The sequence below is a fragment of the Paramagnetospirillum magnetotacticum MS-1 genome (genome assembly GCF_000829825.1).
GTDB classification, from domain to species: Bacteria; Pseudomonadota; Alphaproteobacteria; order Rhodospirillales; family Magnetospirillaceae; genus Phaeospirillum; species Phaeospirillum magnetotacticum.
Window position 1 is genome coordinate 888,108 of sequence record NZ_JXSL01000030.1, and the last position, 18,111, is coordinate 906,218.

The 18,111-nt window shown below is 64.7% G+C and carries 14 protein-coding genes; 3 read left to right on the forward strand and 11 right to left on the reverse strand.

The genetic code is table 11. The features are described from left to right. Window position 1 precedes the first annotated feature (1 nt). From CCC_RS22575 to CCC_RS16720, 9 genes are all read right to left on the reverse strand, one after another. Window positions 2-151 (reverse strand): DUF5989 family protein, encoded by a 150-nt coding sequence (locus tag CCC_RS22575; protein WP_008616124.1) that lies wholly within the window; start codon window positions 149-151, stop codon window positions 2-4. Window positions 152-162: 11 nt separating this feature from the next. Further along, window positions 163-597: an SxtJ family membrane protein gene (locus tag CCC_RS16685; protein ID WP_009870441.1), complete on the reverse strand. Its 435-nt coding sequence runs from the start codon at window positions 595-597 to the stop codon at window positions 163-165. 67 nt (window positions 598-664) lie between these two features. After that, the gene (locus CCC_RS16690; RefSeq protein ID WP_009870440.1) at window positions 665-1,249 is read right to left on the reverse strand and encodes a D-sedoheptulose 7-phosphate isomerase; all 585 of its coding nucleotides are present in this window, start codon (window positions 1,247-1,249) and stop codon (window positions 665-667) included. A gap of 30 nt (window positions 1,250-1,279) precedes the next feature. Continuing rightward, a complete protein-coding gene (locus CCC_RS16695; RefSeq protein ID WP_009870439.1) occupies window positions 1,280-6,091 on the reverse strand; it encodes an NAD-glutamate dehydrogenase in 4,812 nt (1,603 codons plus the stop codon). Window positions 6,092-6,206: 115 nt separating this feature from the next. After that, complete coding sequence (locus CCC_RS16700) at window positions 6,207-7,244, reverse strand: SGNH/GDSL hydrolase family protein (protein WP_009870438.1); 1,038 nt, start codon at window positions 7,242-7,244, stop codon at window positions 6,207-6,209. 151 nt (window positions 7,245-7,395) lie between these two features. Continuing rightward, window positions 7,396-8,418, reverse strand: coding sequence for a DNA polymerase III subunit delta (gene holA, locus CCC_RS16705; RefSeq protein ID WP_009870437.1), 1,023 nt, complete (start codon window positions 8,416-8,418; stop codon window positions 7,396-7,398). After that, a complete protein-coding gene (gene lptE, locus CCC_RS16710; protein WP_041042110.1) occupies window positions 8,415-8,990 on the reverse strand; it encodes an LPS assembly lipoprotein LptE in 576 nt (191 codons plus the stop codon). Before lptE ends, holA begins: the two co-directional genes overlap by 4 nt. Next, entirely contained in the window at window positions 8,977-11,565 is a 2,589-nt protein-coding gene (leuS, locus tag CCC_RS16715; RefSeq protein ID WP_041042555.1) for a leucine--tRNA ligase, read from the reverse strand. Before leuS ends, lptE begins: the two co-directional genes overlap by 14 nt. Before the next feature lie 78 nt (window positions 11,566-11,643). Next, window positions 11,644-12,174, reverse strand: coding sequence for a DUF3576 domain-containing protein (locus CCC_RS16720; RefSeq protein ID WP_041042112.1), 531 nt, complete (start codon window positions 12,172-12,174; stop codon window positions 11,644-11,646). 320 nt (window positions 12,175-12,494) lie between these two features. Here CCC_RS16720 and CCC_RS16725 point away from each other — a divergent pair, with 320 nt between their 5' ends. Next, on the forward strand, window positions 12,495-13,817 hold the full coding sequence (locus CCC_RS16725; RefSeq protein WP_041042114.1) for a porin: 1,323 nt from the start codon (window positions 12,495-12,497) through the stop codon (window positions 13,815-13,817). A 64-nt stretch (window positions 13,818-13,881) separates the two neighbouring features. Further along, a complete protein-coding gene (locus CCC_RS16730; protein WP_009870432.1) occupies window positions 13,882-15,414 on the forward strand; it encodes a tetratricopeptide repeat protein in 1,533 nt (510 codons plus the stop codon). Between the two features lie 123 nt (window positions 15,415-15,537). On the opposite strand, the gene CCC_RS16735 is transcribed toward CCC_RS16730, so the two are convergent. Continuing rightward, on the reverse strand, window positions 15,538-16,137 hold the full coding sequence (locus tag CCC_RS16735) for a thiamine phosphate synthase (RefSeq protein ID WP_041042116.1): 600 nt from the start codon (window positions 16,135-16,137) through the stop codon (window positions 15,538-15,540). Window positions 16,138-16,166: 29 nt separating this feature from the next. Between CCC_RS16735 and CCC_RS16740 the strand changes: the two genes are divergently transcribed. Next, window positions 16,167-16,817 (forward strand): YggS family pyridoxal phosphate-dependent enzyme, encoded by a 651-nt coding sequence (locus tag CCC_RS16740; RefSeq protein ID WP_041042118.1) that lies wholly within the window; start codon window positions 16,167-16,169, stop codon window positions 16,815-16,817. A 142-nt stretch (window positions 16,818-16,959) separates the two neighbouring features. On the opposite strand, the gene CCC_RS16745 is transcribed toward CCC_RS16740, so the two are convergent. Then, the gene (locus CCC_RS16745; RefSeq protein ID WP_009870429.1) at window positions 16,960-18,024 is read right to left on the reverse strand and encodes a hypothetical protein; all 1,065 of its coding nucleotides are present in this window, start codon (window positions 18,022-18,024) and stop codon (window positions 16,960-16,962) included. Window positions 18,025-18,111: the final 87 nt, after the last annotated feature.

Below are 18,111 nucleotides of genomic sequence, written 5' to 3' on the forward strand. Positions count from 1 at the left end.
TTTAGAACAGAGTGTAGATGAAGGGCGCCACAGCGGACCCCTGAGACAGCACGATCAGGCCGCCGAACACCACCATCATGATCAGGATGGGCAGCAGCCAGAACTTCTTGCGCTCGCGCAGGAATTGCCAAAGTTCGATCAGAAAGCTCAAAACTCGATCTCCTAGAACTGGCGCCGCATGCTTTCGGGCGCGGGGCCCGGCGGTGTGCGGACGATCCAATAGCTGGCGCAGGCATCGTCGCGCTTCAGGCCCAGCGGATCCTTGCCCAGAGCGCGCATGATCAGCGCAATTGGCGTCACGGTCAGAAAGAACAGCAGCCCCATGACCAGCGGCGTCACCACATGGTGCAGCGCCATGCCGACCAGGAACCACAGCTTGTTGAGCGGCTTCAAAGCCTTGGGATAGACAAAGGCCACCAGCAGAAACAATGCGGCGACCACCCCCGCCCACAGCCGGGGCTCGCCGCCATCCTTCAGCGGCAGAAGTGCGACGATGGCGAAGACCGCCGCGAAGACCAAACCGAAGGACCGGTCCGACCCCATCTCGACCTTGCGGGCATGTGACCCGCCGTCGATGGCTCCCTGTGACTTGCTCATACCGGAATTCTGATCCGCTCGATAAAAGTTGCCGGACTTCTACCATAGCCAATGCCGTCGGGGCAAATCACTCAGACCGGGGCGCCGCCACGGCTTCCACCTGATCGCAAAGCGCATGGCCGATCAGGATGTGCATCTCCTGGACTCGGGCGGTGACATTGGACGGCACGATCAGTAGCGGATCGGCCAGCCCCACCATCTTGCCGCCATCGCGGCCCGAGAAGCCCGCCGCCACCAGACCCATGTCGCGGGCCACGGCCAGGGCGGTCAACACATTCGGGCTATTGCCCGAGGTGGTGATGCCGATGGCGACATCCCCCGGTCGGCCCAGGGCCTCGATCTGGCGCGAGAAAATCTCTTCATAGGAGAAGTCGTTGGCGCAGGCGGTCAGCGTCGAGGTGTCGGTGGTGAGAGCCAGGGCCGCCAGGGCCTTGCGGTTATAGCGGTAGCGAATCACCAGTTCGGCGGCCAGATGCTGGGCGTCGGCGGCGGACCCGCCATTGCCGAAGAACAAGATCTTGCCGCCCGCCGCCAGGGACTCGACACAGGCCTGGACCAGACGTTGGAATGGCTCGCGCACCGCCGCTCCGGTCACGGCCAGGGTCTCGGCATGTTCCGCGATCTGATGATCGAGAAAGGCGGCGTATTTCATGGCGCGGTCCTCACGGTGGAATGAACCTCCTTATCCGTTCCCGCCCGCCGCCGCAACACCCGACTCGGTGAGCGTGCGCAATTGCCGGTTGGCAACCATGATCATGGACAGGTCGATATGGGACGCCGCCTTCAACTCGGCCAGCAGGGTCTCGGCACGCTCCACCGCCGCCCGGTTGGCCTCCAGCCAGGATTGCACCGCCGCATCGGAATCCAGGCCGGGATAGGACGCCGCCACCACGCTGGTGATGTCGCGCTGATGGCCGTAGAGATCCTCGATGGCCGCCGCCGCCGCGAGCTTCAGCCAATGGCCGCGCCCCGACAGCTTTTCCGCCGAAGCCCGCAGCCAGCCCAGCGAGAAGCGGGCCCCCACGGCGAAATACAGCCGCCCGGCTGCCTCGATGGACATGTCCTGGCGGGTGGCGATGCGCAAGATATCGGCGGCCGAGGCTAAAACGATCAGATTGCCCACCCGCTGGGCCAGATCGTGGGGCACGCCCTGGCCGACGAAATGCTCGATGCGCGCCAGCACGGCCGCCGCCGCATCGGGCGGCAGAATGCCGGGCACCGCACCTTCCAGGGCACGCACCCCCGGCGACAATTCGGCGATTCCCGCCCCCAGGGCGAAGGGCGAGGGCATGGAGCGCAACACCCACAAGGTAGCGCGTTCCACCAGCCGGTTGGCCTCGTTCTGCATGGCGGTCTGGGCCGTGGCCGAGACCTTGCCATCCAGTTCCTCGATGGCTCGCCAAACTTCGCGCATACGAAAAGCATCGCGCGCCACGATATAGGCCCTGGCCACCTGGGCCGGGGGATGGCCTGTGGTCTCCATCAGTTCCGAGACGAAGGCTCCGCCCACCCTATTGACGATGGAATTGGTCACCACCGTGGCGATGATCTCTCGCCGCAGCCGGTGACGTTGTATTTCACTTCCGAAACGGTCTCGCAATTGGGTGGGAAAATAGTTGGTGAGGTCGATGGCCATGAAGGGGTCATCGGGCAGTTCCGAGGCCAGGATGTGGTCATAGAGCCAGATCTTGCCATAGGCCAGCAGCACCGCCAGTTCAGGCCGGGTGAAGCCCTGCTTCCTGGCGGCGCGTTCGGTCAGGGTCTCGTCGGTGGGCAGGAATTCGATGGCCCGGTCCAGGCGGCCGCTCTTTTCCAACAGGCGCATGAAGCGCGCCTCGGCGTCCAGAAGATCGGCGCCCTGGGCCTGAAGCATGGAGATGGCCTGGGTCTGGAGGTAATTGTCTCGTAAGACCAGGGCGCCCACTTCCTCGGTCATCTCGGCCAAAAGTTTGTCGCGTTGCTTGGGCGTAAGATCGCCCGCCGCCACCAGATCGTTGACCAGGATCTTGATATTGACCTCGTGATCCGAGCAATCCACCCCGGCGGAATTGTCGATGGCGTCGGTGTCGATACGCCCGCCTGCGCCCCCCGCCCCACTGAGGGCGTATTCGATGCGGCCCAGTTGGGTAAAGCCCAGATTGGCGCCCTCGCCCACCACCTTGGCCCCAATCTCCGAGCCGTTGATGCGCAAGGAATCGTTGGCGCGGTCACCGGCATCGGCGTTGCTTTCGGTCGATGCCTTCACATAAGTACCGATACCGCCCAGGAACAGCAGATCCACCTGCGCCTTCAAAAGGGTGCGGATCAGTTCGGTGGGCGTCAAGGTATCCGCTTCGATACCGAAACGGGCCTTGGCTTGCGGGCTGATGGGAATGGTCTTGGCGGTGCGCGGCCAAATGCCGCCGCCCTTGGAGATGGTGGAGGTGTCGTAATCGGGCCAGGCCTTGACCGCATTAAACAGCCTTTCGCGCTCGGCGAATGTCTTAGCCGGGTCGGGATCGGGATCGAGGAAGATGTGGGCGTGGTTGAAGGCGGCCACCAGCCTGGCATGGGGCGAGCGCAGCAGGCCGTTGCCGAACACGTCGCCCGACATGTCGCCCACCCCGATCACCGTGAATGCCTCGGTGCGGGTATCGATGCCCATTTCGCGGAAATGACGCTCCACCGCCACCCAGGCGCCCTTGGCGGTGATGCCCATCTTCTTGTGGTCGTAACCCTGGGACCCGCCCGAGGCAAAGGCATCGCCCAGCCAGTGGCCGTAATCCAGCGAGACCGAATTGGCGATGTCGGAGAAGGTGGCGGTGCCCTTGTCGGCGGCTACCACCAGATAGGCGTCGTCGCCGTCCCGACGCAGCACGGCGCGAGGCGGCTTGACCCCTTCAGGGGTGAGATTGTCGGTAAGATCCAACAAGCCGCGCATCAGAATCTTGTAGCACTCGATGCCTTCGGCCAGATAAGCCTCGCGCCCGCCGGTGGTGGGCGGCCGTTTCACCACAAAGCCGCCCTTGGCGCCCACTGGCACGATCACCGCGTTCTTCACCATCTGGGCCTTCATCAGACCCAGGATCTCGGTGCGGAAATCCTCGCGCCGGTCGGACCAGCGGATGCCGCCACGCGCCACCTTGCCGCCGCGCAAATGGATGGCCTCCACCCGCGGGCTGTAGACGAAGACCTCGACCATGGGCCGAGGCGCAGGCAGGTCATCCACCTGTTTGGAATCCAGCTTGAAGGATAGATAGGCCTTGGGCTTACCCGCCGCATCGGTCTGAAAATAATTCGTTCGCAAAGTGGAACGGACCAGATTGAGGAAACGGCGCAAGATACGGTCGTCATCGGCGCTGACCACCTTGTCCAGTCCCGCCAGCAACCCCGCCTCGGCGGTATTGGCCTCGCTGAAGGTTGCGTCAGGGTCGAAACTGGCCAGAAACAGGCGTACCAGACAGGCCGCCATCTGGGCATTGCCGCCCAGGGCCTGCTCGATATAGGCCTGGGAATAGGTGATGCCGGTCTGGCGAAGATATTTGGTATAGGCGCGAAGCACCATGATCTCGCGCCAGGACAATCCCGCCGACAGGACCAGCCGGTTGAAGCCGTCGCTTTCCGAATCGCCCCGCCATACCGCCGCCAGGGCGTCGTGGAACAACTCGCGCCGCTCCGCCACATCCAGGGCGGAGCCATCGGCGCTTTCCACCTCGAAATCGTGAATCCACACCGTTCCATCACCGGATTCAGGCGTGATCTCGTAGGGGACCTCGGCGATGACCACCAGTCCCATGGCCTCCAACATGGGCAGGATGCCCGACAGCGGCACCGGATGGCCCGAACGGTAAAGCTTCAGGCGGCCCTGATGGGGCTCGGCCTCCACCGGCCGGTAAAGGTTGAGCACGATATCGCCGCCCGACGCCGTCTGGATGCGCCCCACATCGGCCACCGCCGCCAGGGCGCTGTGGCCCTCGCGGTAGGAGACGGGAAAGCCCTTGCCCCAGCGCCGCGCCAGGGCCAGCCCCGCCGCCTCGCCATGGGTCTGGATCAGGGCATCTTGCAAATGCTCGTACCAGGTCCGCGCCACATCGGCGATGCGCGCTTCCAGCGCGGGGGCATCCACCTTGGGCAAATGGCCAGGCGTGGTGCGGATGATGAAATGCAGCCGGGCCAGCGGCAGATCCGCCACCTGGGTGTAGAAGGCGTCCAGGGTTCCGCCCAGGGCTTCTTCCAGCATAATGGTGATGCTCAAGCGCAGCGGCGTGTCGTAGCGGTCGCGCGGCACGAAGACCAGACAGGAGACGAAGCGCTCGAACTCGTCATTTCTGAGAAAAACCGCCACCCGCTGGCGGTCCTGGAGATGCAGGATGCCGATACTGGTCTCGAACAAGGCATCCTCGGAGACCTGGAATAGCTCGTCCCTGGGATAGGTCTCCAAGATATTGACCAAGGCCTTGGCGTCGTGGCCCGACTTGTTGAAACCGGCGCGCGCCTCCACCTGGGCGATCTTGCGGCGCAGCAGGGGGATCTGGGCCGGGCGGTCGTTATAAGCCGACGAGGTGAACAGGCCGAGAAAGGCGTGCAGCCCCACCACCCGTCCCTTGGCGTCGAATTGCTTCAACCCGATGATATCCATGCGCACCGGGCGATGGATCACCGAATGACGGGCCGATTTGGTGACCATCAGGGGATCGGGGCGGCTCACGAAGGCGCGCAACTCGGCGGGCATGTCGGCCAGGGTCACGGTGTCGTCGAACACATGGGCCTGGGCGTCGGACAAGATGCCCAGGCTGCTGGCCGGATCGGCCACCACCCCCTTGGACAGGTCGAAGCGGCGATAGCCCAGAAAGGTGAAGTGGTTGTCGGCCAGCCATTCGAGAAAAGCCAGGGTCTCCTGCTTCTCCTCAGCCGCGACCTTGGTGGACGCGCCTTCGAATTCGGTGACCCCCGCCCACAGGGTTTCCAGCATGCGCCGCCAGTCGGCCACCGCATGGCGCACCTGCCCTAAGATTTGGGCAAGGGAATCGGCCAGCTGCGCCTGGATCTCGGCGGGCTGTCGGTCGATCTCCACATGCATGACCGATTCTTGCGAAGAGCCGCCCCCATTGGCCGCGATCTGGCCCAGGGTTCCGGACTCCTCGCGGTCCACCCGCACCACGGGATGGACCAGCAGATGCACCTTGATGCCACGGCGTGCCAGTTCCATGGCCACCGAATCCACCAGAAACGGCATGTCGTCGTTGATGATCTCCACCACCGAATGGCTGGAAACCCAGCCGTGGCGATCGAGATCGGGATCGAATACCCGGATCGAAGGGGTGCCGGGCTTGCGCTCGCGCATGAAGGCCAAGAGGCCCAGCGCCGCGCCGTAGACCAGTTCCGGATCGGCCTCGGCCAGGTCCGCCAGAGGAATACCGGCGGCATAGGCGCGGATCAGGCGTTCCGCCCCCGCCTTAGCCAAGGGTTCGGACAGTTCGGCGATGCGCCGGTCCAGATATGCGGAGATTTCCATGGCCCAGCCCCCTCCAACGGCAATGTCTGTGCATGCCTTACCCAAGGGAGAATGGGGCCGTTCCCCGACTTATACAAGACAGGGATGGGTGCAAATAGTCTTCGGCCTCAGGCGATTACTGCCCCACTACCGGCGCCAGACGTGGCGCCAGCCAGGCGGCGATGCGGCGATTTCCCGGAGGCGTGGTGTGCACCCAGTCGTAGAAATCCCCGTCCTCGAAGGTGAGCCCGCTGCCCAGGTCGAGGCAAATGCCGCCTTCGCGGCGGCAGGCCGCCATGGCACGGTGATTAAAGGCCGTCTGCATGGCCCAGGACCCGAAATCCACCGATTGCGGCGAGGCTCCCCGGCCCAAGGGCTCGCCCGTGCTGGTCACCCGATAGTCCGAGCGGCTTTGGGTCACGATGACGGCCTGGGCGCCCATGGCCCGGATACGCCCCATCAGGGCCGCGACCCGCTGCTCATAGGCGTCCAGCAAGGCAACATCGCCTGTCTTGTCCAGAGCGGGAGGATGACCGGCGATCCAGGGGCCGCGCGGCACATCGGTCCCGCCATGAACCACATGGGCCTTATGGGCCTTGAGCGTCCCCTGGATGGTGGAGACCACCTGCACCAGGGCGGAATGATTGGTGATGTAGCGTTCCACCCGGCGCCCCAGGGAGGGCGAGGCCATGTCGTCCCACTGCTGCTGACCCTGGAGATGAGCGTCGTTGACGCCGATATAGGCCAGGACGAAGCGGGGCTTGAGGCCCGGAATCTGTGACAGCCAGCGATCGAACGCTCTGAGATGGCCCACGGTCGACTGACCGTCGATACCGGCATTGACCACCACCTTACCGCCCAGATCTTGGGCCAGGTAGTCCTGCCAGGTCTGGCCGTCGCCGACAAAGCGCTGATCGGTGGTGGAGCCGCCGATGGTCAGGATGTCGATGGCGCCGAGATCCTTGTAGGACCCGCGCAACCCCCAGTGGTCGCGGGTATAGACGGCATCCTGGGGTCCGCCATAGAGGCCGCTGACATCGAAAATCCGCCGCACGTCGCGGGGAATGTTCATGGTTCCCCAGCTGGGGCCGAAGATCCAGCTGCCGAAGATCAGCTCGGCGATGACCAGCCCCGCCAGCAGGATAGCCGCATTAATTCCGAGAATTCTGATCATCGCCGCGCCGCCATGTCATACCAACCGGCCAATGAATTGACCTGTTTTATTGTCCCTCGCCGGGCGCGGGCCTCCGCCCGCTTGGCCGCCGCCGCAATGGCGGCCAGATACCGGCCAACGAGTCGTTTCAAAGGTTGGCCGCTATCAGTCATCATCGTCTCGCCGCCGCGCGGGCGATCATCATCAAGGCCCGCGAGGCGATTTCGGCCGCGGGCATGCCTGTTGTCTTGCAATCCACCTCGGCCTCCGTCAGCAGGTCCAGCGCCTTGCCCAGCCGGTCGGCGGGCCAGCGCGACAGCTGGCGCTTGAAGCGGTCGGCGGCCTTGAAGATTACCGGCGGCTTCAAGGCCGCCATGGCCTGATCGGTGGACTTGCCCTGGGCCATCAGCCCGGCCGCCAGATGCAGGCGCTGGAAATGCCGCGCCACCGAGCGCAGCATGCCCACTGGCTGACTACCCTCGCGCAGCAGACGGTCCAGCACCCGTTGCGCTCCGGCATGGTCGCCATCGGCGGTGGACAGGGCCAGATCGTCCAGGCCCAAAGCGGCGGTATCGCCGACGCAAGCCACCGCATCCTCCAGATGCACCCGGCCCGGCCCGCCCATATAGAGGGCCAGCTTGCCCAGCTCGGCCCTGGTCAGACGACGATCGCCGCCCAGATGTTCGGTGAGATAGGCCATGGCATCGGGCTCGGCCATCAGCCCGGCAGACTTCAATTCCTCCTGGATGACCCCGGCCAACGAGCCGCCCTCGTCGCCATAACAGGCCAGGGCGGCGGCGTTGTCGGCGCCTTCGAACAGTTTGCGCAAGGAGGAGCGCGGCCCCAATTCACCGCCTTCGATCACCACCAGGGCATCGCCCATGGGCCGCGCCAGAAAGGATGACACCGCGCCGCTCTGGCCGTCACCGGCATCGCGCAGCACCACCACGCGCCGCCCGCCACCCAGTGCCATGGCGGCGGCTTCATCGGCAAGACGGGACGGAATGTCCTTCAGCGCGGCAGGAGTCAATTCAGCAACCCGGAAGGGATCGGAAGTGTCGGGCACTACCGAGCGGATAAGCCGCTGTACCCTTTCGCGCACCAGCCCCAGATCGGGACCAAAGACCAGAACGGCGCGCATGGCCGGATCAGGGGCCTTGAGGAAGGCCTCGATCCTCGACCCGGTCAGCTTCACTGGCGGTCCTCGACGCGATCGTCCCTGAAGATGGAGCGCCGCTGGCGGTAACGCTCGTCATTGGGATTGGCCTGATAGCGCTGAATCGCTACGGCGATACGATTACGGATGTCGTCGGCCAACTGGTTGAGTGCCCGCTCCTCGGCATCGCGCTCGGCGGCGACACTGGCATAACGCGGCCCCAAATGGTCGAAATAGACGGTGGTCGTGACATTATCCGCCAGAATCGATGCCCCATTGGTACCCAGCAAGACCTGGGCGGACATGGAAAGATTGGCGACCGTGGCAAAGGTATCCTTGCGGAATCCCAGATTGCTGACGGATTCGGTCAATTTGATCTCAAGCCGGTAGGTGTAGTCGGCCGCTTCGCCCCGCGGCGACAGGCGCTGCAACATGGCGTTACGAAGCTGTTGGCCGATTCTGTCCTTGATGGGTTCGATGCGGATGGCGGCCAGATCGGCGTCCATGCCGGTCGCCGCGCCGCTGGGCGTGCCGTACATGGGCCTGAAGCCGCAGCCCGCCGGGCCCAGCGTCATCACAACGAACAGGAGAAGCGCTCTAGACCACCACATTGACGATCCGATTGGGTACGACCACGACCTTGCGCGCGGGTTTGCCTGACATTGCCGAAATCACCGGGGGTTGCGCAAGGGCTGTCTGTTCCGCCAGGGCCGCATCGGCATCCTTGGGCAGTTCGATAGTGGCGCGCAGCTTGCCATTGACCTGGACCGCGACGGTGACGCTGTCTTCGACCAGAAGGGCGGGGTCGGCCACCGGCCAGGACGCTTCGGCCAGCAATCCGGCGCCGCCTAAGGTCTGCCACATCTCCTCGGCCAGATGGGGCATCATGGGCCCGATCAGCCGGGCGGTGGCTTCAAGGCCCTCGCGCAGCACCCAGGCGGCCCCCGCGTCACCGGCGGGCAGTTCGCCCAGGCCGTTGGTCATCTCGCGGATACGAGCCACCGCCTTGTTGAAGTGGAAACGCTCCAGATCCTCGCCCACCTGGGCAATGGTCTTGTGCAGCAGACGACGGATCTTGAGAGTCTCCGTCGACAGTTCCGGCATGGGCGTGCCAGCGGCGGGCAACTCCGCCGAGGCCACCATGCGCCACAGCCGGTTGACATAGCGCCAGGCGCCGTCGATACCGGCCTCGGTCCAGTCCAGGTCGCGCTCGGGCGGAGAATCCGACAGCATGAACAGCCGCGCCGTGTCGGCCCCGTAGCCGTCGATGATCCCTGCCGGGTCCACCACGTTCTTCTTGGACTTGCTCATCTTCTCGGAACGGCCACCGGTGACCGGCGCCCCGGTCACGGCATGGACCAGCTTGCCATCGGGACCGGAAACCACATCGGTGGGAAACAGCCAGGCACCGTCCGCCGACTTGTAGGTCTCGTGGCAGATCATGCCCTGGGTCAGCAGACCGGCGAAAGGCTCCTTGACCCCGAGATAGCCGCAATCCTTCAGCGCGCGGGTGAAGAAGCGGGAATAGAGCAGGTGCAGGACCGCATGCTCGATGCCGCCGATATATTGGTCGACGCTCATCCAGTAATCCGCCGCCGCGCGGTCGAAAGCCACATCTTGGCGGTCGGGCGAGGTATAGCGGGCGAAATACCAGCTGGATTCGAAGAAGGTGTCGAAGGTATCGGTCTCGCGCCGGGCGGGCTTGCCGCAGACCGGGCAGTTCACGTGCTTCCAGGTGGGATGGTGGTCCAGCGGATTGCCGGGCTTGTCGAAGCTGACATCCTCGGGCAGTTCCACGGGCAATTGCTCGGCGGGCACTGGGACGGTGCCACAGGACTCGCAATGGATCACCGGGATGGGACAGCCCCAATAGCGCTGGCGCGACACGCCCCAGTCACGCAGGCGGTAATTGATGGTGCGCTCGCCGCGGCCCATCGCCTCGATGCGGCGGATGGCCTCGGCCTTGGCCTCGTCCACGGCCAGACCGTCGAGAAACTGGGAATTGATGGCCTTGCCGTCGCCGGTATAGGCCTCGCCCTTGGCGATGGCGGCGGTCACCGCCTCGCGGTCAGCGGCCGCTTCGACCACCTGAGTCCAGCCCAAGCCGTATTTGTTGGCGAAATCCAGATCGCGCTGATCATGGGCGGGACAGCCGAAAATGGCGCCCGAGCCGTAATCCATCAGTACGAAATTGGCCACATAGATAGGCAGCGTCCAGGTGGGATCGAAGGGATGCACGGCCTTCAGACCGGTGTCGAAACCCTTCTTCTCGGCGGTCTCGATGGCGGCTTCCGACGTGCCCATGCGGTTGCATTCACCGATGAACTCGGCCAGACCCGCATTGCCCGCCGCCAATTCGGCGGCCAGGGGATGGTTGGCGGCGATGGCCACGAATTTGGCGCCGAACAAGGTGTCGGGACGGGTGGTGAAGATCTCGAGCTGATCGGAACGGCCTGCCAGATCGAACATCAGCCGCGCGCCCTCGGACCGGCCGATCCAGTTCTCCTGCATCAGGCGGACCCGCTCGGGCCAGCGCTCCAGTGTCGCCAGACTGTCCAGCAGATCCTGGGCATAGGCGGTGATCTTGAGGAACCACTGGGAGAGCAGGCGCTTTTCCACCAGGGCGCCCGAGCGCCAGCCGTGGCCGTCGATCACCTGCTCGTTGGCCAGGACGGTGTTTTCCACCGGGTCCCAGTTGACCCAGGATTCCTTGCGGTAGACCAGCCCGTTTTTAAGGAAATCCAGGAACATCTTCTGTTCGTGGCGGTAATATTGGGGCTCGCAGGTGGCCACTTCGCGGCGCCAGTCATAAGACAGGCCCATGGATTTGAGCTGCTCGCGCATGGCGGCGATGTTCTCGCGCGTCCATTTGGCCGGGTGCACGTTGTTGGAGATGGCGGCGTTCTCGGCGGGCAGGCCGAAAGCGTCCCAGCCCATGGGATGCAGGACGTTGAAACCCTTGGCCCGCTTATAGCGCGCCACCACGTCGCCCAGGGTATAGTTGCGCACATGGCCCATATGGATGCGCCCCGACGGATAGGGGAACATCTCCAGGACATAGTATTTGGGCTTGCCCGGCGCGATCTCGGCCTCGAAGCAGCGCTTCTCCTCCCAGACCTGCTGCCAGCGGGCTTCGGTTTCCTTGACGTTGTAGCGGTCGCCGCTGATGCCATCCGGGCGCGACATGGGGCCGTCCATTGCTTTGAGGTGGAATCTTCAAGGGTTGGAGCCGGGCGGCAGTTCTGGGCCGCCCGGACACCGGATTTATTCGGTCGAGACGATCCGCAGCTGGCGGGCGCGGGTCAGGATCGAATTTTCCATATCGGCCGTCATCTTGGGATCGACGCGCACATCCACCCAATTGCCCGAGCCGTCGCGGACCTGTTTGAACAGCGAGACCTTGACGCCATCGGCCCGCAGGGTGCGGTCCAGGATGAACACATTGACCTTGTATCGCTCGCTGGGGGTCTCGGGCAGCTGATACCAGTCGGTGATGATGGTGCCCCCGAACGCGTCGGCGGTGGTGATGGGCATGAAGGAGACAGTGTCGAGCGAGGCCCGCCACAAGAAGGCGTTAACGCCGATGCCCACGCCCTCGCCCTCGGGCTTGGACTTGCCGAACAGACCTTCCGGCCCGAAGATGGTTTCGCGCTTTTCGTTAGACATGCGCGGCGCCGATTCGCCCTTATCCTTGGTGGGATAGACCGCCTGCGTCTCGCTGCAACCGGACATCACCAGGGTCGCGCCCATCAGCATCAGGGCGCCCAGGGCGCCAACCGAAATTTTCCTCGTCATCACCGTCTTCACCCCGCCACGCCGACATACGGCCTGTTGGCACGCCAAATATCTCCGACGGCAGGGACCCGCCGTCGTGACAGGCAACAATGCTACGAGAGGCGCGTCCCCTGCAAGCGGTAACGCCGATGTGCCGTCGAACGCCCCTGGAACCCCATTGTGTTGCATCCGTGCCACAGTGCGGGGTTTTCGATACAAGACCCTGCCTCCCTCGCTTGACCCTAGCCGTCCCTCATGGCTTGATGTCGTCCGTTCGTTCATTTGGATAGCGGTTGCGGCCATTGGGGGTCGTCTTCGCAAGGCCAAAGAGAGGAGATACCATGAAGAAGATTCTTATGACCAGCACCGCGCTGGTCGCCGCCGGCATGCTGAGCGCCGGCGCCGCCTCCGCTGCTGAGAAGATCAAGATCAATGTCGGCGGCTTCTCCAAGTGGTGGGTCGTCGGTGCCTGGCAGGACAAGGGCTTCCAGAACGGCACCACCGGCACCATCGGCGCCTCCGCCAACGGCGCGAGCGCTGCCGGTTCCCAGCGTCAGAACGTCGACGTCAAGGGCTTCAACCAGCTCGAATTCTCTGGTTCGACCGCTCTGGACAACGGCCTGAAGGTCGGCGTCATGTTCACCGTCATGGCCGGTGGTCACTCCGACAGCGTCACCGACGTCATCGACAACAGCTTCGCCTGGGTCGAGGGTGGTTTCGGTAAGGTTCTGGCCGGTATCCACAACAACGGCACCGCCCTGCTGCATGTGCAGGCTCCCGATGCCGCCAACAACTTCGGTTCCGGCGGCGTGATGCTGGGCAACTGGGCCATCACCAAGCCGGCTGGCGTGATGGGCATGAACCAGCGCGTTGGTTACACCGTTTCGGCCAACTCCACTCAGGCTCTGGCCGACGACAAGGCTGAGAAGCTGACCTACGTTGCTCCGTCCTTCTACGGTTTGACCCTCGGCGCTTCGTACATCCCGAACGTCGTTCGTACCGGTGCCGGCGTCGGCGCCACCAGCCTCGGCGCTCACAGCCGTGCCAACGGTACCGATCGTCTCGGCGCTTGGGGCGGTGGTGCTCTGTACGCCAACACCTTCGGCCCGGTGGGCGTGAAGGCTTCGGCCGGCTATGTGTGGGTCGACCTGACCGCCACTGGCGGCGCCGAGAAGGCCCTGACCCAGCAGACCTACGGCGCTCAGCTGTCCTATGCTGGCTTCACCCTGGGTGGTTCGGTGCAGCGCGCCTCTGACGACCGCAAGCAGGGCGGCGTGACCAGCGCCGTGCTGTCCGGCACCTCGCAGGCCGGCACCTACGGCGGCAAGGGCGGTTCGGGCGGCGACCTCGACTTCGGCGGTATCGCCTATGACGTGGGTCTGCAGTACGCTTCCGGCCCGTATGCCGTGTCGCTGGCTTACTTCAAGTCGTCGGTCGTTGGTCTGTCCAACACCACCCTGCGTAACGGCAAGGACGACACCATCGAGGCCTACCAGGTTTCGGGCAAGTACAACCTCGGCCCGGGCGTGGACGTTCTGGCTTCGGTTGGCTGGATCGAGTACAAGGACCAGCGCGATGGTCTGGCTGGCCTGACCGCCAACCAGAACAGCATGTACTCCAACTCCGGTTGGACTGCCATGACCGGTCTGTCGCTGACCTTCTAATAGGTCGTCGATATCTCGACATGGGGAGGGCGGCTTCGGCCGCCCTCTTTCTTTTTGCGAGCCCATGATGACTCAGCCCAGTTTCGAACAGGCCGTGCAGTTCATGAGCCAAGGCCGCCCGGCCGACGCCGCCGGGACCGCCGAAGCACTGCTGTCCACCCAGCCGGGAAATGCCCGCCTTTGGCATCTGCTGGGCTGCGCCCGTCTTCAGCTGGGCCAGGTGGATGAGGCCATTCGGACGATCCGTCACTCGGTCTCCCTCGACGCCTCCAATCCCGCCACCCATGCCAATCTTGCCCGTGCGCTGCTGGCCAAGAACAGTGCCGCCGAACGAAAGGACGCGGAAGCATCCATCCGCTGCGCCATCGCCGCCGGACCAAATGATCTGTCCTTCCGCCTGACCCTGGCCGAGATTCTTCAGGCTGACCGACGTTACCCCGAGGCGGTTGCCGAATTGCGCCAGGCTTTGGCCCTTGCTCCCGCCCATCCCGACATCGCCGCCACCCTGGCCTCAGCCCTGCATCTGGCGGGCGAAGCCGACCAGGCCCTGTCCCTGTGCGATCAGGTTCTGGCCGCCAATCCCGGCCATGTGGGCGCCTGGATCAACCGGGGCAACGCCAATTTGCTGAAAGGCGACGTCGCCGCCGCCCGTGCCGCCCTCGATCAGGCGGTGGCGCTGGCCCCCGACAACAAGCTGGCCCGCTTCAATCGTGGTTTCGCCGCCCTGCGGGCCGAGGATTTCGCCATCGGCTGGGCCGATTACGAGGCCCGTCACGACAGGAGCTTCGCCACCCTGCCCGAGCGTCTGGAAGGGACCACCATCCTGGTCGACCAGGATCAATACGCAGGCGATACGTTCCAATATATTCGCTTCGTTCTGCCCCTTCTGGAGCGTGGCGCCCGTATCATCCTTTCGCTGCCCGCCCGTCTGAACGCCATGCTGCGTGTGTGCTTCGTCTCCCATCCGCGGCTTGCGTACCACGCCCTGGGCACGCCCGAACCCGCCCATGACCATAAGGTGGGCATCGCCAGCCTGCCCCTGCTGCTCTGGCCCACCGAACCCTTCGGCGCCGGGCGCGTTCCCTATCTTCGAGCGCCAGAGGCCGCAGTGGAGGATTGGCGCGGCCGGATCCGCCGCCCCGGCAGGCTGGCGGTGGCCATCAACTGGCAGGGCAATCCGGGTTATGATCTGGATCATTTCCGCTCGGTGCCCATCGCCCATCTGGCACCCCTGGCCGAACTGGCCGATCGGGTGGATTTCTTCAGCGTCCACGGCGGCGACGAACGGGTGGAAGAAGCCCCCTTCCCCCTCAATCCCTTGCCCAAGGATTGCGATGCGGGCGGCGCATTTCTCGGCACGGCCGCCCTGATGAAGGCCTGCGATCTGGTGATTTCGTCGGACACCTCCACCGCCCATCTGGCAGGCGCCTTGGGCTGCCCCCTCTGGCTGATGGCCTCGGCCTATCCCGAATGGCGCTGGCTGGACCGGCGCGAGGATTCGCCCTGGTACCCGACGGCACGCCTGTTCCGCCAGCCCGCCGTGGGCGATTGGCGCCCGGTGGCGGCGGCGATCGTCAAGGCTATAGGTCAGTTGTGACCCATCATGGGGCTCCCGCCCCATGCCCTGGTTGGAGGCTATGCCTCCAAACCTCCATTTCATTTTCAAATGAAAATGGGATCCGGGGCATTGGCCCCGGGCGGGTGCGGGCAGCAGCCCGCTTTATGGCATCAGAGACCCGATCGCCGCCATCCCCGCCGCGCCCGGCAGATGGCGCAGGCGATGCCGCGTCATGCCGCCCAAAGCAATGACCGGCACTCGGGACCGCCTGGCCCACAGCCGAAAACGCACAGGTCCGATGGTCGCGGCCCCCGGATGGCTGGCGGTGGGAAAAACCGGCGACAGCAAGGCCCCATGGGCGCCGAGATCTTGTGCCCGTCCCAAGGCCATGGTGCCGTGACAGGCCACCAGCAACAGCCGTTTGCGCCGCCAGACCCAGCCCAAGGCTCCGGCCAACAGCCCGTGCCGGGCCATTCCCTCGGGAAGATGCAGGCCGTCAGCCCCCAACTCCGCCGCCAGACGCCAATCCCCCGCCACCAGCAGGACGAGACGGCGCTGCCGCGCCAGCGCGGCCACCGCCTTGGCCAGGGGCTGACGCTTCTCGGACCCGTAATGACGCAGGATGACCCCTGCACCCGGCGGCAGTCGGCCCATGGCCTCCCGCGGATCGGGCAGGCGCGCCTCGTCGCTGACCAGCACCAGCCAGGGCTGCGCCGCTCGGGGCGGTTTGTTGAGTCGAACGCGGCGGTTTGCTAGGGTCATGGCCGCATTCTAACGGAGTCTCCCCCCCTTTGTCCGCCATCGCCGCAGGCCTTAGCGCCATTCTCGCCCGCATTCGCGCCGCATCACCGGAGCGATCCGTCACCCTGGTGGCGGTCAGTAAGACCCACTCCGCCGAAGCCGTGGCCCAAGCCCTGGCCGCCGGACAGCGGGTGTTCGGCGAGAACCGGGTGCAGGAGGCCAAGGCCAAGTTCCCCGATTTACGGGGCGGCTATCCTGACTTGGAGCTTCACCTGATCGGTCCATTGCAGACCAACAAGGTGCGGGACGCGATCGCCCTGTTCGACGTCATCGAAACCGTCGACCGCCCCAAACTGGCCCGCGCCCTGGCCGATGAAATGGAACGCACGGGACGGCGTCCCCGCATTCTGATCCAGGTCAATACCGGCCGCGAAGCTCAAAAGGCCGGTGTGGACCCCGACCAGTTGGACGCCATGGTCGCCATCTGCCGCAATGAGTACAAGCTGCCCCTGGCCGGTTTGATGTGCATTCCCCCGGCCGAGGACGACCCCGCGCCCCATTTCCGCCTGCTGGCCGACATGGCGCGGCGTCATGGCCTGGACGTGATCAGCATGGGAATGAGCGGCGATTTCGAGACGGCCATCACCGAGGGCGCCACCCATGTGCGGGTGGGATCGGCCATTTTCGGCCATCGTGTCTAAAGCGTGATGCCTTAAATATGCATCACGCTTTAGCTTTATTTGTTTTGCCCTCTGCCTTAGCAGGCGCCTCCGCGCCCTTGACCGCTCGCTCAATGTTCGCATCAGCACCGCGCCTCATATTTGAGGCTCGGCACTCTAATGATTACTGGGCCGTAACGGTTGAGGCTCCGCCCGTTCCCAGGCGCGAGCTTTTCTCGTATTTGTCCATGGCTTGCATCATGGAGGCCGAGAACCAGTCGCCCGACTGCCCCCCGGAAAGGCCGGGAGTCGTCAGGGCGCCCGAGCTTTCGGCCTGGGCGGCGGCCATTTGCTGAGCCGTGGCGGCGGCGGCGGCCCGCTGTGCGCTGGGGCGATATCCCGTGACCGGGGCATTGGAGCGGAAGCCATTGCTGGACACGGTGGTGCCGATGGCGGGCGGCGATTGGGTGGCCAAGGGCGTGTTACGACCCGGAATGGGCATCAGGCGGGGTTCACGGCCCAGGGGCATGGGACGGTTGGCAGCTGACGCCACCTGTTCGGTGGCGGTCGGGACCGGAGCGGCGGCGGACGGGGAGGCCACCGGCTTGACCACCGGAGCCGAAGCCGGAGTATCGCCGCCCACCAGATCGCCCATGATCAGCGGCTGAGCCTTGGCATCGTCGGCGGATTTGGGTTCGGGCAATTTTGGCTCGGGAGCCTTGGCCGCGGCGGCAGCAGCCAGGATCTGGCTCTGCTGCACCGGGGACTCCTCCATCCGCGCCAATTGAGCGTCGGCGGCAGGCGCCTTCTCCTCGGCCGAAGCCAGCGCCGTACCGGTTCCCTTGGCGGGATCATCGTCGCGGAACAGGGCCAGCACATGCCCACCCGCATCCTCGCCCGTGGATTCTTCCAAGATGCAATTGGCCGCCGAGGCGATCAGACCGATCGGCCCGCCGAACAGGGTTCCCCCCACCAGACGGGCGGCCACGCCGATCTTGTCGCCGGTGGCTTCGCGGTAGAGATTGTTGATGATCGGAATGTGCTGCAGCGGGTTGATCACATCGAGCAGGTCCCAGAAGGACGGCGCGTCATCGCCCTCGGCGAACATGCTGAGCTGCTTCACATCCGGGGACGATTTTGCAGCCTTCGAGGCTTCCGCCGCCGTCACCGCATTTTCGGTGGGAAGCGTCGGCACCAGCGAATCGGGCATGGCCGAAAGCTGGTAGGAAGACACGGCGGAAAGCGACATGGCGCACCTCGGATGAAGAACGCCTTCATCACTGCAACCATGGTGCCAGTTTTATCATGTTGATTTATTTAAAGAATTTAATTGGCG